The organism is Clostridium luticellarii, from assembly GCF_002995845.1.
Lineage (GTDB): Bacteria > Bacillota > Clostridia > Clostridiales > Clostridiaceae > Clostridium_B > Clostridium_B luticellarii.
In genome coordinates this window covers 20,312-34,469 of the sequence record NZ_PVXP01000032.1, presented here as the reverse complement: position 1 = coordinate 34,469, position 14,158 = coordinate 20,312, and the positions used below count along the sequence as shown (strand labels likewise).

Here is a 14,158-nt window from a genome sequence, read left to right as displayed (position 1 = left end):
CTATCATACAAACCTTTCTTAAAAGGAATTCCATTATAAAAACAGAAGTTTTTTTAAGCTTATAAAGTTTTATCAATTTATCACAATAAATTTTCAACTGCTTGTACTTTTTATAACCTGATTTATATATTTATCTAGTTTTTGACTTACTTTTAATATTTCTCTATAATCTGCCTTTTCCTCAATTAATTTATGTAATCTCTCTCTCAAATCGTTTACTTTATCATTTATCACGTAAATTTCAACCTGCCTTTCTCATAAATAACAATTTAAAGTTTAACATTTATACAAATTATTGCAAAACACTTTTAAATTATATCACAAAAATCGCTTGTTGTAGATTATAGTATGAAGACAATTTGTAACATTTTTTTTAAAATTAAATCCGAGAGGTGGTTTACATGACATTAGAAAATGCACTTGCTATAACTTTAAGAAACCGCAGAATAAAATGTGGATTATCTCAGGAGGATCTTGCACATGAATGCAATGTTGATAGAACCTATATCAGCATGATTGAACGCCAGAAGCGAAATCCAACTTTAAACATCATTTTTAGAATCTGCAAAAGTTTAGATATAAAAGCTAGTGACTTTATTTCAGGTATCGAAAAAGCAATGGAGAACAATTAAAAAACAATACTATTTTCTCGTTAACTTGATTCATATTTATAGATAATTTGAATAGAGTTAAAAGGCCTCACCTTTTGCAGATGAGGCCTTTATCATAGATAATGAGCAGAATGCTCACAGATATATCAGAACTATACATGGTCCATCCTCAGCTTTTGCAAACCAGTGTTTTACCATTACTTATGTGGGTAGGCCCTTTTGTACGGTTCTGGAATGTATCCAGAGACATTATATTTTTCGGCTGCCTTAATTGCGAAATACGGATTGCGTAATAATTCCCGGCCAAATGCAATTAAATCAGCACATCCATCTTGTAAGATATTCTCAGCCATTTCCGCATTTGTAATTAGACCAACAGCAATGGTCGGTTTTTTACACTCTCTGCGGATTTGTTTTGACAGACCCACTTGATATCCCGGATAGTTTTTAACACCAGCCGGCAGCAAGCCGCCTGTACTGACATGAACAAGGTCAATAAAATTGCCAATCTCGTTGACGATTCGCACCATCATGTCGCCATTAATACCGCCGTCTGCATAATCATGCGCTGACACACGCAGCCAGAGCGGCTTTTTCACTGGCCATACTTTTCGGACTGCTTCCAGTACCTGTCGCAGGAACCGTACACGGTTTTCAAGGCTCCCGCCATATTCATCAGTACGCCGATTAGTAAGCGGAGATAAAAAAGAGTGTAGCAAATACCCATGCGCCGCATGTATCTCCAGTGCATCGAATCCAGCAGCATTTGCCCTTTCAGCCGCTTTTTGAAAAGCAGCTATGATCGTTGAAATCTGACTTTTGGTTAATTCATAAGGCGTGCGATCCTTGTCACTGAACGGTATTGCACTGGGACCAAATAGTCCACCTGAAAGGGATGTACTTTTTCTGCCGGCATGATTAAGTTGAATGGCAATTTTAGCCCCCTCTCGGTGGCAAACATCGACAATCTGCTTTAGGGCCGGTATATGGTTATCATCCCAAATACCAAGATCCTGATCTGTAATCCTGCCCTCTGGCGTTACACCCGTGGATTCCACGATAATAAGTCCCACTCCGCCGACCGCTCTGTTGCCATAGTGAGCAATATGAAATAAAGTCGGAAAGCCATTCTCAGATGCTTGATACATACACATAGGTGGCATAACAATTCTATTTTTCAGCGTCATGTTTTTTACATTATAGGATTCAAATAACTTCATAATTTTATACACACACCTTTCATCTTTTAATTATTACAAGCTTTTTGACTCTTCTAAAAGAGTAGAGCCCGGAGAAATTAGGGAAAGCGCCTTTTCAACAGCTTCCGTTGCATCCGCACAGTAATAGGCTCGGATTTTTCGGCTTTTCAAGGCTTTTATAAGCCTTGGTGCCAAAAGAGCGTTCCTTTTCGAAAAACTATTATTAATTTGCTGCATAAATCTATCCACTCCTTTCTATAGCATAATTTAGCGGTGATTAATCAGCCAATTCATCCGTATTTTCCGCTGCAGGCGACTTACCCGGACGCAGTGCAATCAGCCCAATAAACAATGCACACGCCAGTATGCCGGCTGTAACTATAAACGTATCGTGTATTCCGTCAGCAATCTTTCGGGGACTGGCACTCCCGATTGATGCCGTACGGGCAAATGTACAGAAGACGGCGCCGATTACCGCAGCGCCGGTGGTAAGTCCGATGGTACGCGATAAATTAAGTAGACCCGATGCCAATCCGCGCTGTTGAGGCTTGGCATGCGCTATAATGGATGTGTTATTCGGCGTCTGGAAGAAAGCAAGGCATCCGTTAAAGAAAAACCATATGACGGAAAATGTAACAACGCTTGTGGAAAGCCCAACCGTAGACATAAACAGGGATCCGATCCCCATAGCCGTTATCCCGAAAATTATGACGGGAAAATCACCGAAACGTTTAGCTGCAACACCAGACAGCGGCGTAAACAGCGCACACCCAACCGCCCCCGTCATCATCATGATCCCAGATACGGAAGTGGAAAGCCCTTTTGCCTGCTGCAGATAAAATGGGAGAATGACAAGCGCCCCTGTCGTTGTCGTGTAAAGCAACACACTAACCGCAAGGCTTGCACTGAATACGGAGTTTCGGAACAGGCTTAAATCCAAAAGGGGAAACTCCGTATTTTTTTCAAGAAACAAAAATACGGCAATTCCTACAACAGCTCCGGCAGCAAGCAGTAGAACGCTTTTGCTGAAACCATGACTCTCAGCCAGAGTGATGCTCATCACATAGCAGATCAACACGGCGGTCAGAAGAAACAGACCCCACATATCAAGCTTTCGAATCTTCTCAGTGACGGGAATCGCTGGGAAACGCAGGGCGAACAAAAGCGCTGCGAGACCGATTGGCACATTCAGGAGAAAGATCGACCTCCAGCCAAAAACGCCAATCAGAAGCCCTCCAACAGAAGGTCCTAAAGCAAAACCAGTCGGCAACATCAAACATCACAGTTAGAATGGACATACCTTGTATAATTTTCTCTTTCGGGATCATGTCACCCGCAATAGCAAAGGATAACGCCATCAGAATCGAACCGCCAATCCCCTGAAAGGCACGGAACGCGATCAGCTCATAAATAGAAGCGGACGCACCACACAACAGGGAAGTGAATGTGAACAGCCCTATTCCAAAGATAAATATCCTTTTTTTCCCGAAAATATCACCGATGCGCCCTATGCCGACGATCAGCGAAGTGACAGCCAACAGGTAACTAAGCGCAACCCACTGAAGGCTTATAAAATTCGCATCCAGGGACTTTTCAATTGTCGTTAAACCGATATTGACGATGTTTGTGTCTATCGCAGACATCAGCGTTGTGAGAGAAAGAACAAAAATGACTAAACCATATTCAGTTGTTTTTTTTGGTTTACTGACGTGAAGCATGATGACTCTCCTTTATGCATTTATCTTTTTTAGAAGCCATGCTCTGCGTACCGCCGTAACAGCAGCACCTGCCTTGTGTTTGAATACGCTGCTGTTGAAATGTGGACTTCCATTGATTCCTATGACTTTCACTCTATTTCCTCTTTTCCTGATCCGCTTAACGTTAAAAAATTGACAAAAGAAATGGATCATGTTATTATTATTATTTAAATGGTAAACTATATTTTAGATTTTGTCTAATTGCTATCATGTATACTAGGTATAGCTAAAACGCATAGCCTATACTTATAAATGAAAGGAATATAATGATCAGTTTTGAACAAATACGATATTTTCTAGAAATCGTTCGTTGTGGCAGCTTGAATAAAGCATCCGAGCACCTTTACATCTCGCAGCCATCACTTTCAAAACAGCTCCGACAGCTTGAAAAAAGACTTGATTGCAAATTGCTCAACCGAAATTATGACGGAGTGGAACCTACCCCGCAGGGCAGGCTTTTCTATGAGAAGATGAGCGGCATACTGGATGAGTTTGATCGGGCGGTTGATCAGGTCAGGCATTTTAAAGACGTGCATCAGCTGCGTATCGGCGGACTTGGGAATCTTGTGACCTATTTTCTCCCTCGGTATATGGAAAATCTGAAAGCAGGGGGAAAAAATCAGGTAATCGTTGATACCTGTCTTTCCAACAGAGAACTCGTGGATGGTGTTGAAAGTGGAAAATTTGATATGGTGCTGCTTTCTAATGCGGAGCCGCAGAAAGACATTGCCGTGATTCCACTTATGACGGAACCACTCTATGTGGTCTTTCCGGTAACTCATTCCCTGTATCACCGAGAGGACATTAGTTTCATGGACATCATCCTGCATGAAGAACTCGTGCTCTATAAAGACCCGTGCACCATTCGTGCCTCTATACGCAAGCAATGCAACCGCATAAAGATCACGCCTAATATCGTGTTAGAGCTTGATCTGACGGAGTCGCTCCTAAGCTATGTGAGTCGTGGAAACGGCGTCACACTTTTGCCTTCGATTGTAGCAAAGGGAATTCAAGACCCGTCAGTTGCCGTTCGGAAAATCAGCCAGATTCCAATTTATCGAGAGATTTCCGCTGCCATGAAAAAAGAAAATGTGCCCTTTTATTTACCTATGTTTTCCGAGAACACTGCATCACCTTAAATTTCCGGCATACTGTTACGCAGCTGTGACCCAAAACAGATCATGGGTAAATATCAGCGCTCTGTTTTGCCATAGTATGTCCAGCATAGATGCAATCTTATGGGGTAAAATCCATAAAAGGACACAGAATAATACATAAAAAAGTAGAGCTGAACTTTAGTAAATAAATTTAATATAAAAACCCTATAACTTCTCTGCATAAATCATTCGTTCTACTTGAGTTGAAGCCAGTTGTCTGCCGGTGGGTTTAACATATTTATCGGTCATTTCATCGTAACCTATATCTTCAATCACCTTCCACCCATACTCTTTTAAAAAATTGGGCCATTCTTCAGGTTTCATCCCAAAAATCCAGATCTTATTTATTACATAATTTTCATATATTTTGTCCCAGCCATACCTGGCTTCACCTTTAACAAAATCTTTACGAACATATGTGAAAGCAAGCCGGCTGCCTGATACAGCATTTGAAAGAAAGTCAAAGGTTGATCTGATACCTTCTTCAGTTAAATACTGCGTAACACCTTCCCATATGAAAAATGTCCGTTTATCTATCAAATATCCATGAGATTTCAATCTAGTGCTTATATCCTGATGGTCGAAGTCTATCGGAACAAGCTTTACATGGGACGGAATAGTTTCAAACACCTTATCGAGCTGAATCTTCTTAGCTTCAATATTTTTAGGCTGATCCAGCTCCCAAACAGGAATATCCGAGAGTTCTCGTAATCTATATGCACGAGTATCAAATCCAGCTCCTAAATTCACCACTGCTTCAATCTTATTGACTGAATCTATTAGCTTTTCATCTATATATCTCTTTCTACACATCATACAGCTCCAGAGACCGGGAAAGCTTTTCTCAGTTATACGTACCATCCAATTCCTAACTGAATTAAAATGCATCATCCATAAAAAGCCTCTTCCAGAGGGTAGTAATTGATCCGCCAGGTTGTCCTTGATAATACGCTCTGTTTCAGGAAAATACTGCTCAATAGCAACAAGTGCAGTTGGATCGGCTCCTGTCTTAGCTGCTGCTTTTACCATGATATACTCCTCCTTAGTAATTAACTTAAAGTTCTAATGTTCTATGATGTCAAAATATAAAGTATCAATGCTCTTCTATTTATCTAAAGTAAAATTATTACTGAAAAAGTTCAAATAGACATTCGCTTTTTCAAAACCAATTCTAAGGACATCTTCCATTGTAATATTTTCACTACGATATTCAGAAATCAGTCGTTCAGTCATACCTTCAAGGGCTGACACAAGAATTTCCTTTATAAGAATCGTGTTGAGATCCTTCTTGAACATGGTTTTATTGCTTTTTTCAATGAAACACAGTTTTTTTTCAATTTCGAGCTTTATACGTATATTATCCTGTTTAAATTGTTCAGGAAAATAAGCAACCTCTTCCATTAACAGCTTATATGCCTCAGGGTATTCTACTGAAAGTTCAAGTTTTGTTATACAAAGCTGCTTCAGTGCATCGAAATAACTAAGATCCTCCTTTAATTCTGATAAAATTATTTTAAGAATATGTTCAATGCTGTAATTTATTAACTTAAAAAACAGCGTATTTTTATCCTTAAAATAATAAAACAGTAATCCATTTGATACATTTGCAGCTTTGGCAATATCTCTCGTGGTCGTGGCAGCATAACCCTTGAGGGAAAACTCTTTAAGTGCCGCCTCTAGTATTAGACGTTTCTTTTTATTATCTATAGCATCGAAAAAGTCCGTTTTCATTTCATAAGATCCTTTGCTAAATATTCGTGATAGTATCAGCCAACGTTTAACCAGTGATAAAGCTTATAACTTTAAAAAATATATTTATTTGAGCAATTGCTCAAAATTATAATAACATGATTTAAGCATCTGGCCAATATAGCTAATATTTTTAATTGGCATTAATACTTTGTGTAATTAGATAAATTTAAAAATGTCTTTTTAATTTATGAGTTTGCAGGATTTTTATTTTTCGGTTTACATTTTATTTTAATTTACATAATATTTATAATGTTTACTAAAAAATTTCCTCTGCTTTCTCAATTAATTGGCCGCTGTAAAGTGCACAGCATTTAAATGTTCTCTCTATATTATTGGAAAATAGTATACTTATAAAATCATCTTTTTTATCTGATACCTTTCCCCTTCCATATAGCTTGTGAACTACAGCATCCCCTATATTTAGATGAAGTTTTTCGGCATAATCATATGTATCAAATACTCCGCATTCTTTTATGAACCTGGATACCTCCACTGCTTTGCCCCTTATGCTACTGCTGCAGCATAAATTCAGATTATCTATGGCCCTTGTAACCCCCACATAAAAGAGCCGCCTTTCCTCCTCAATGTTATTCTCAATACTGTTTTCATGGGGCAAAAGTCCTTCGCTGCAGTTTATCATATATACATTTTTGAATTCCATGCCTTTCACACCATGAATTGTGCTAAGCGTAACCCTGTTCTTTTTTCCTATACTCTGTTCTATGGTCTTTTTTACCCTATTTACATGATCTAAAAATTCTGATATTGTATCGAAATTCTCACAGGAGGCTCCAAATTCATATAAAATATGCAGAAATTCTTCCAAATCTCTGTTTGATTTTCTGCAGTAAGCTTTTAAGTAATCCAGATAATTTACCTTATCCAGTATAAATTTCACAGCATTTTGGGGCTTTATTTTACTCAGCTTTTTCATCTTCCTCTTAAGTTCATCCAGAACTTTAAGCTGAAAAATGGGAATGTCACTTGTTTTTTTCAAGATTTCAAAACAGCTTTCACTTACTCTGTTTTTTCTCACCTTTTCTATTCCGACCCTTCCTATATATCTGAAAGGCTTATTTATAATAGTCATAAAACTCTCTTTATCACACATGTCCAGAGACAATTTAAGGTATGCTATTAAATCCCTGCATATAAAATGATTGAAAAAATTATACTGTATATCCAGCAGTTTGAATTTTATATTGTATTTCAAAAATGCATCTATTAAAATTCTGGATTCCATGTTGGTTCTGTAAAGTACTGCAATATCTTCATATTTACATTTATCTTTCCCTATAAGTTTTCCTATGGATTCCGAAACATAATACGCCTGATCCCTTTCTCTTGTAAATATTTTAAAATCAATTTTTCCATTTTCCCGCCTGCTGCTGCAAATGGGTTTCAAATTTCTATTTTTATTATTCCCTATAACATTTTTAGACATTTCAACTATGTTTTTTACACTTCTATAATTGGTCTTCAAAAACAGTTTCTCACCATCTCGAAAGTATTCCTTAAAATTCACCATACAGTCCGGCCTGGAACCTCTAAAGGAATATATGCATTGATCCTCATCTCCCACTGCAAACAAAGAGCTGTACCTGCCTATTAATTGTAAAATTTCTATCTGCAGTTTGTCACAATCCTGAAATTCATCCACCAGTATATATTTGAATATTTTTCTGTAATGATCCAAAATATTTTTATTTTTCTGAAAAAGCTTTTTAACCTCAAGTTGAAGATCATCGAAATCCATTAAGTCATTTGTAGTCTTGTATTTTTCATATTTATTAAAACATTCCATAAATACAGTTTTGTCTGATTTACTACTGAAATTTTTTATATCATCTCCTGCATTTTTAAAAAGAGATATATCATTTAAAATCTCTTTTATCTTTTCATCCCCTATGGAATTCAAATAGGAAGTTAGTACATTTTTCACCAATTGACATGCTTTAGACGATGATATTATTCCTATTTTACCTCTGTATTTTTTCAATATATTGTAGTACAGGGAATGAAAAGTTCCAAAGAAAGGCATATGTGTCGTATTGGAAATTGATAAATACCTGTTCTTCATATCGTAAGCTGAAGATCTCGTAAAAGTTATCACCAATATATTTCCTGGTTCTACCTTTTTAAAGTTTATCAAATAGTATACCCTGTTTATAATAACCGTGGTTTTACCTGAGCCCGGAGGTGCACATAGCATTATATTTTTTGACTCATTATGCACTGCCTTCATCTGATTCATATCCAAACTATTTTCCATCATACCCTACTCCTCGCATTTACAACAAGCTTACTGCATCTATAATCTTGTAATATTTCATGTTAAGTATTACAATATGTATATACATAATTTTGTTCATAATCATCTAAATTAAAACATAAATAGAGGAGATTTTTATATGGAAAGCTCAAAAAACTTTGACATTACAAATGGAAGAAATCTTACCATGCTGGTAGACTTCTATGAATTTACCATGGGTAATGGATATTTTGAAAACAATATGGGAAACAAAATAGCTTATTTTGACATGTTTTTCAGGCGAATTCCGGATGATGGAGGATACTGTATCATGGCCGGAGTTCAGCAGATTATAGAGTACTTATCCAATTTGAAATTTTTCCAGGAGGACATACAATACCTAAGAGGTAAAAATCAATTTTCAGAAGAATTTTTAAATTATCTCAAAAATTTTAAATTTTCCTGTGATGTCTGGGCTATTCCCGAAGGTAATCCGGTATTTCCCGGTGAGCCCCTGATAACTGTAAGGGGACCCGCTATCCAGGCTCAATTTCTGGAAACCATGATACTTTTAACTGTAAATCACCAGACCCTGATTGCCACAAAAGCAAACAGAATCTGCAAAGCAGCAGGTAAAAGACCTGTAATGGAATTTGGCTCCAGAAGAGCACAGGGCCCTGATGCAGCTATGTATGGTGCCAGAGCTGCAGTTATAGGCGGCTGCAGCTCCACAGCCTGTACTATAGCTGATCAGATGTTTGGAATACCCGCTGTCGGAACTATGGCCCACAGTTGGATACAGCTATTCCCTTCTGAATATGAATCTTTTAAAGCCTGGGCAAAAGTATATCCTGATAATTGCGTGCTTTTAGTAGATACCTATAATGTACTAAAATCAGGTTTGCCCAATGCCATAAAGGTTTTCAAAGAATTTTTGATTCCCAACGGCTACAAGCCAAAGGGCATAAGAATTGATAGTGGTGATATAACCTATCTTACCAAAAAATGCAGAAAAATTCTGGATGAAGCCGGTCTTCCAGAGGTGCAGATAGTTATTTCAAATTCCCTGGATGAATTTATCATAAGAGATGTACTGAGTCAAGGTGCCTGCATTGATTCCTTCGGAGTCGGCGAAAGATTGATAACTGCAAAATCGGAGCCTGTATTTGGAGGAGTGTATAAATTATCTGCTATAGAGGATGAGGATGGAAACGTAATACCTAAAATAAAGATAAGTGAAAACGAAGAAAAAATAACCAACCCCGGCTTCAAAAAAATATATAGAATTTACAGTAAAAATGAAGACAAGGCCATTGCGGATTTAATAGCTTTGAGGGATGAGAAATTGGACACGGATAAACCTCTTCAAATATTTGACCCTGTGTTTACCTGGAAAAGGAAAAAAATAAAGGACTATTACGTTAAAGAACTTATGGTAAAGATATTTGATAAGGGACATCTTGTATATAAAAGTCCTGATGTATCTGATATTAAAAATGTAGTACAGGAAGAGACTTCTAAATTGTGGCCTGAAACAGTAAGGCTTGAAAACCCCCATCACTACTATGTGGATCTATCCAAAAAGCTCTGGGATTTAAAACAGGATTTACTTGGAAAATACTCTTACACCTACGAGGAATAAATATAGATTTAACTATTAAAAGGGACCTGCTAAGCAAAGTAACAGGCCCTTTTTATGATCATATCTACAGATTGTTTTTTATTATATCTGCAAATTCTTTTATTATGCAAGCTGTAAATCCCCAAATCACATATTTCTTGTACTGATAAAAATACTCGGTTATTTTCCCGCTTCTAAATTTGTAGTCTTTCCCATTTGCTATAAGCTCATATGGAAATTTTTCTCCCGGCTGAGAAACTACAGGCATTTCATAGACCAGTGGATTATTTTGTATAAAAAATTTCAATGGCACCTTGAAGACATGATCCACCTCGCTTTTGTTCGGGATTATACGCTGACTGCTGATCCTGCATACAAAAGGATACATTATAAAATTATAGGGGGTTATCACATAGTCCATCTCCCCTATAACCTCTATATTTTCTCTTTTCAAGTTTAACTCTTCCATAGTTTCCCTTACGGCTGTTATGCCAGGAGTTTCTCCCGTCTCCATTTTTCCACCGGGGAAGCATATGTCTCCAGGCTGATGCTTAAGGCTTAAAGCCCTGACTTCGAATATTACATCTATATTTCCACCCTCCGCACAAAGAGGTATTGCAACTGCGCTCTTATTAAAATTTCCCATAAGTTTCCCTTTTCTACCTCTGAATATGTGTTCTATCCTGTCTATCAAATCAATACCTCCTAAAATACAATAGTCCTCAATTGTAAAATATATTCCTTAATGCTATACTTTAAAATGTCATATTAATTATATAATATGTTTTTGATAAAATACATACTTAAATTTCAAGCAGATGGAGTGATGTACTTTGAAAAATAAAATCAATATATCATTACTTTCTTTCATATTCATACTCTTTTTAAATTATAATGTACTGGCTGCTGAACCAGCTGGAAACACAGCTCCTGATATCTATGGAAAAGCAGCCATAACAGTGGACATGCAAACTGGCGAAATAATATATGAAAAGAATTCAGATATCAGAGTATATCCGGCCAGTACTACAAAACTTCTAACAGCTATTCTTCTGGACAAGAATAGAAAGCAAAATGATACTTTAACCTATACCAAGGGAGCCAAGGTGCAGCCTGAATCCTCTATAAATAAAGACATCCACTCCATCAGTGTAGGCGATACCTTGTCTGCCAAAGATGTAATGAATGGTCTTCTCATGTACTCTGCCAATGATATGGCCTACGTAATTGCAGAAAATTTGTCCAAGGATTCAAATTCCTTCGCTGAAAAAATGAATGAATATGTAAAAAAATTAAACTTAAAAAATACTCATTTTGTAACACCAAATGGGCTGCACAATCCAGAACATTATAGTACTGCTTACGATATGAGTATAATTGCAAGGGAGGCTTTTAAAAGTCTGTGGATAAGAAATACCATGGGAACCTATCAGGCTACAATAAAAACTGCCAGCGGCCTTGCTCTTCCCATTAAAAATACAAACAAGCTACTTGGAAAAGATGGCTGCATTGGCGGTAAAACCGGGTACACCATACCTGCTGGACGATGCCTTGTAGCTATATATAATCGAAATGGAAAACAGATTTTGGGAGTTGTGATGAACTCCATATACGATCCTGAAGATACTTATGTATTCAATGATATGGAGAAAATAATAAATTGGAGTTACAGTGAAACACCAGTTATTCTATATAAGAAGGATTCCATAATCGGAAAACAATTTATAAAATACAGACCTCTGCATTTTATAGGTCCCTATATAAATCTAGAAGTTCCTGTAAAAGTCAAGGATAATGTAACTTATTATGCCAATGACCTAAATAAAAAAGAGCTGAGAAAGGATATAAAGCTTTCAAACATCAATTCAAAAGCTTTAAAAGGCCAGGTTCCACTGGGAGATCTAGCTGTAAAGGAAAGAGATTCTTCTAAAACTTATAAAATTTATTCTGCTCTACCAAAACAGGAGCTTTTAAAAAAAAGCATCCCCGTTTATCTAAAAACTCTGCTGCTGATCCTCATATGCGGCCTGGCAATAAAAATTATTTACAAAAAAATTTCCCAAAGTTTTAGGTAGGATTCAGTAAATAAGTTTTATTAAGAATGAGCTTTTGCTATTATTTGTGCCGGACATTTTTCGCCATTTGTAAACCATTTACATTCACTGCATTCAAAGCAGGGCTTATAGCTGCTGTCTTTCCTTGAATGCTTTATGAAATCTGAATCGGCCAAAAATGGCTTTCCATATGCCACAAAATCACAGCAGTTATTTTCAATCAATACATTTCCTCTGTTCAATGTTTTAACATTATTCACAGCAATGACAGGGATATTTACATGCTTTTTAACATGGCATCCTGTGTAGACTACATCATTGTATTGAAAATCCATAGGCAGTTGCAGTTTTCTATCCTCCGGTATTCCAGTAGACACATGCAACATATCAATACCCATATTCTCCAAAACTCGAGCAGTCTGGACATCTATATCAAGATCGTCGCCCCAGCCCATTCGATAGGACACAACAAAGTACTCTCCGGCGAAACTTTTAATTGCTTCTGTAATTTCCTTTACCAAAGTCAATCTTCCTATTAAATCGCCGCCGTAAGTATCCTGCCGTTTGTTGGAATAAGACGAAGCCATCATATTCAGGAAAAATGTGTGTGCTCCATGCAATTCAATACCATCAAGACCAGACTTTTGGCAAATCTCGGCACTCCGGATAAACCAATCTCTGATTTTAACTAATTCTTGTTTTGTCAGTTTGTTGACATTTTCCGAATTGTCGTCATAAAAGCTAAAGTCGGGTAAGCCAAGCTGTGCAAAAAATCTGGTGCCGCTTTTATGACAGGTTTCCGCTATTTTACTCAGATAGTCAATGTGCTGATCCGAATAAGCTCCCGCTCTACCTGCTATCTCCCGTTCAGTTGAAACGGAAAGCACCTGGCTAATCATTAGGCCGATTCCTTTATCTGACCGCCCTAAATAATCCTGTAAAAGTTTTTCACCCATGATACCATTTTTGCTTGGATAGCCGAAACGCACCATAGGTGCCATAACAATCCTATTGATGAAATTGACGTTTTTCACTCGAATCGGACTAAATATATTGGACATATCATCACTCTCCCAAACCCTGTTCAACTTGAACATTTTTGTATTTCTTATTATAATGTATTATACTTGTAAAAGAAAGTACGCACTATTTTGTAGTATACTAACCAGAAGGAGAGTATTGATATGTAAAAGATAGAATCATCCAAGAAGAATACTATATGGAAAAACCACCAGACAAGCTGGTGGACATTTATTATATCACTGTTCTAATTTATTACCTCTATAAACGGCTGTAAGTCCTGTACGCACAATTTCTTTAATTCCATAGGGTTTCATAATATCGATAAAAGCAGATATTTTTTCCTCGTCACCGGTTGTTTCAATTGTCAAACTTTTATCACCCATATCCACTATGTTACCTCGAAAAGTGTTTACAATCTCCATAATAAGTAATTTATTATTTGAATCCGCAGATACTTTTACCAGACACAGTTCTCTATAAACAGCCGGGGCATCCGTCAGATCTATTACTTTTATAACTTCAATCAATTTGTTTAATTGTTTGCTTATCTGTTCGAATATATAATCGTCTCCCAGAGAGACAATAGTCATCCTTGATATTTTAGGATCTCCCGTAACCCCTACGGTAAGGCTGTGTATATTATATCCCCTTCTGCTGAAAAGCCCAGCTATCCTGCTCAAAACTCCAGAGTGATTTTCCACTAATACTGACAACACATATCTTTTTATAGTAC

The 14,158-nt window shown here is 37.0% G+C and carries 14 protein-coding genes; 4 read left to right on the top strand and 10 right to left on the bottom strand.

Annotation, left to right across the window (positions count from 1 at the left end; all coding sequences use genetic code 11):
• Window positions 1-93: 93 nt before the first annotated feature.
• Window positions 94-234: an aspartyl-phosphate phosphatase Spo0E family protein gene (locus CLLU_RS11095; RefSeq protein ID WP_158255917.1), complete on the bottom strand. Its 141-nt coding sequence runs from the start codon at window positions 232-234 to the stop codon at window positions 94-96.
• Between the two features lie 167 nt (window positions 235-401).
• On the opposite strand from CLLU_RS11095, the gene CLLU_RS11090 reads away from it, so the two are divergent.
• Window positions 402-632 (top strand): helix-turn-helix domain-containing protein, encoded by a 231-nt coding sequence (locus CLLU_RS11090; protein ID WP_106009851.1) that lies wholly within the window; start codon window positions 402-404, stop codon window positions 630-632.
• Window positions 633-808: 176 nt separating this feature from the next.
• Here the strand turns inward: CLLU_RS11090 and namA are convergent, their stop codons facing one another.
• The 3 genes from namA to CLLU_RS19140 all read right to left on the bottom strand — a co-directional run bounded on the left by namA (window position 809) and on the right by CLLU_RS19140 (window position 3,528).
• On the bottom strand, window positions 809-1,831 hold the full coding sequence (namA, locus tag CLLU_RS11085) for an NADPH dehydrogenase NamA (RefSeq protein ID WP_106009850.1): 1,023 nt from the start codon (window positions 1,829-1,831) through the stop codon (window positions 809-811).
• A gap of 256 nt (window positions 1,832-2,087) precedes the next feature.
• Window positions 2,088-2,915, bottom strand: a complete 828-nt coding sequence (locus CLLU_RS11075) for an MFS transporter (RefSeq protein ID WP_337955807.1) — start codon at window positions 2,913-2,915, stop codon at window positions 2,088-2,090.
• Window positions 2,916-2,934: 19 nt separating this feature from the next.
• Window positions 2,935-3,528 carry an MFS transporter gene (locus CLLU_RS19140; RefSeq protein ID WP_242977572.1) on the bottom strand — a complete coding sequence of 198 codons (594 nt, stop codon included), beginning with the start codon at window positions 3,526-3,528 and terminating at the stop codon, window positions 2,935-2,937.
• Between the two features lie 305 nt (window positions 3,529-3,833).
• On the opposite strand from CLLU_RS19140, the gene CLLU_RS11070 reads away from it, so the two are divergent.
• Window positions 3,834-4,706, top strand: a complete 873-nt coding sequence (locus CLLU_RS11070; RefSeq protein WP_106009848.1) for a LysR family transcriptional regulator — start codon at window positions 3,834-3,836, stop codon at window positions 4,704-4,706.
• 183 nt (window positions 4,707-4,889) lie between these two features.
• Here the strand turns inward: CLLU_RS11070 and CLLU_RS11065 are convergent, their stop codons facing one another.
• The 3 genes from CLLU_RS11065 to CLLU_RS11055 all read right to left on the bottom strand — a co-directional run bounded on the left by CLLU_RS11065 (window position 4,890) and on the right by CLLU_RS11055 (window position 8,748).
• Window positions 4,890-5,753, bottom strand: coding sequence for an SAM-dependent methyltransferase (locus CLLU_RS11065; RefSeq protein WP_106009847.1), 864 nt, complete (start codon window positions 5,751-5,753; stop codon window positions 4,890-4,892).
• A 75-nt stretch (window positions 5,754-5,828) separates the two neighbouring features.
• Window positions 5,829-6,455 carry a TetR/AcrR family transcriptional regulator gene (locus CLLU_RS11060; RefSeq protein ID WP_106009846.1) on the bottom strand — a complete coding sequence of 209 codons (627 nt, stop codon included), beginning with the start codon at window positions 6,453-6,455 and terminating at the stop codon, window positions 5,829-5,831.
• Between the two features lie 277 nt (window positions 6,456-6,732).
• Complete coding sequence (locus CLLU_RS11055) at window positions 6,733-8,748, bottom strand: ATP-dependent helicase (protein ID WP_106009845.1); 2,016 nt, start codon at window positions 8,746-8,748, stop codon at window positions 6,733-6,735.
• 139 nt (window positions 8,749-8,887) lie between these two features.
• Between CLLU_RS11055 and CLLU_RS11050 the strand changes: the two genes are divergently transcribed.
• Window positions 8,888-10,369, top strand: coding sequence for a nicotinate phosphoribosyltransferase (locus CLLU_RS11050; RefSeq protein WP_106009844.1), 1,482 nt, complete (start codon window positions 8,888-8,890; stop codon window positions 10,367-10,369).
• Between the two features lie 64 nt (window positions 10,370-10,433).
• Here the strand turns inward: CLLU_RS11050 and CLLU_RS11045 are convergent, their stop codons facing one another.
• Window positions 10,434-11,042, bottom strand: a complete 609-nt coding sequence (locus CLLU_RS11045; RefSeq protein WP_106009843.1) for an NUDIX hydrolase — start codon at window positions 11,040-11,042, stop codon at window positions 10,434-10,436.
• Window positions 11,043-11,181: 139 nt separating this feature from the next.
• Between CLLU_RS11045 and CLLU_RS11040 the strand changes: the two genes are divergently transcribed.
• Window positions 11,182-12,423, top strand: a complete 1,242-nt coding sequence (locus CLLU_RS11040) for a D-alanyl-D-alanine carboxypeptidase family protein (protein WP_106009842.1) — start codon at window positions 11,182-11,184, stop codon at window positions 12,421-12,423.
• Window positions 12,424-12,443: 20 nt separating this feature from the next.
• On the opposite strand, the gene CLLU_RS11035 is transcribed toward CLLU_RS11040, so the two are convergent.
• The gene (locus tag CLLU_RS11035; protein ID WP_106009841.1) at window positions 12,444-13,463 is read right to left on the bottom strand and encodes an oxidoreductase; all 1,020 of its coding nucleotides are present in this window, start codon (window positions 13,461-13,463) and stop codon (window positions 12,444-12,446) included.
• 198 nt (window positions 13,464-13,661) lie between these two features.
• Window positions 13,662-14,153, bottom strand: a complete 492-nt coding sequence (gene ilvN / locus CLLU_RS11030; protein WP_207655992.1) for an acetolactate synthase small subunit — start codon at window positions 14,151-14,153, stop codon at window positions 13,662-13,664.
• Between the last annotated feature and the right edge of the window lie 5 nt (window positions 14,154-14,158).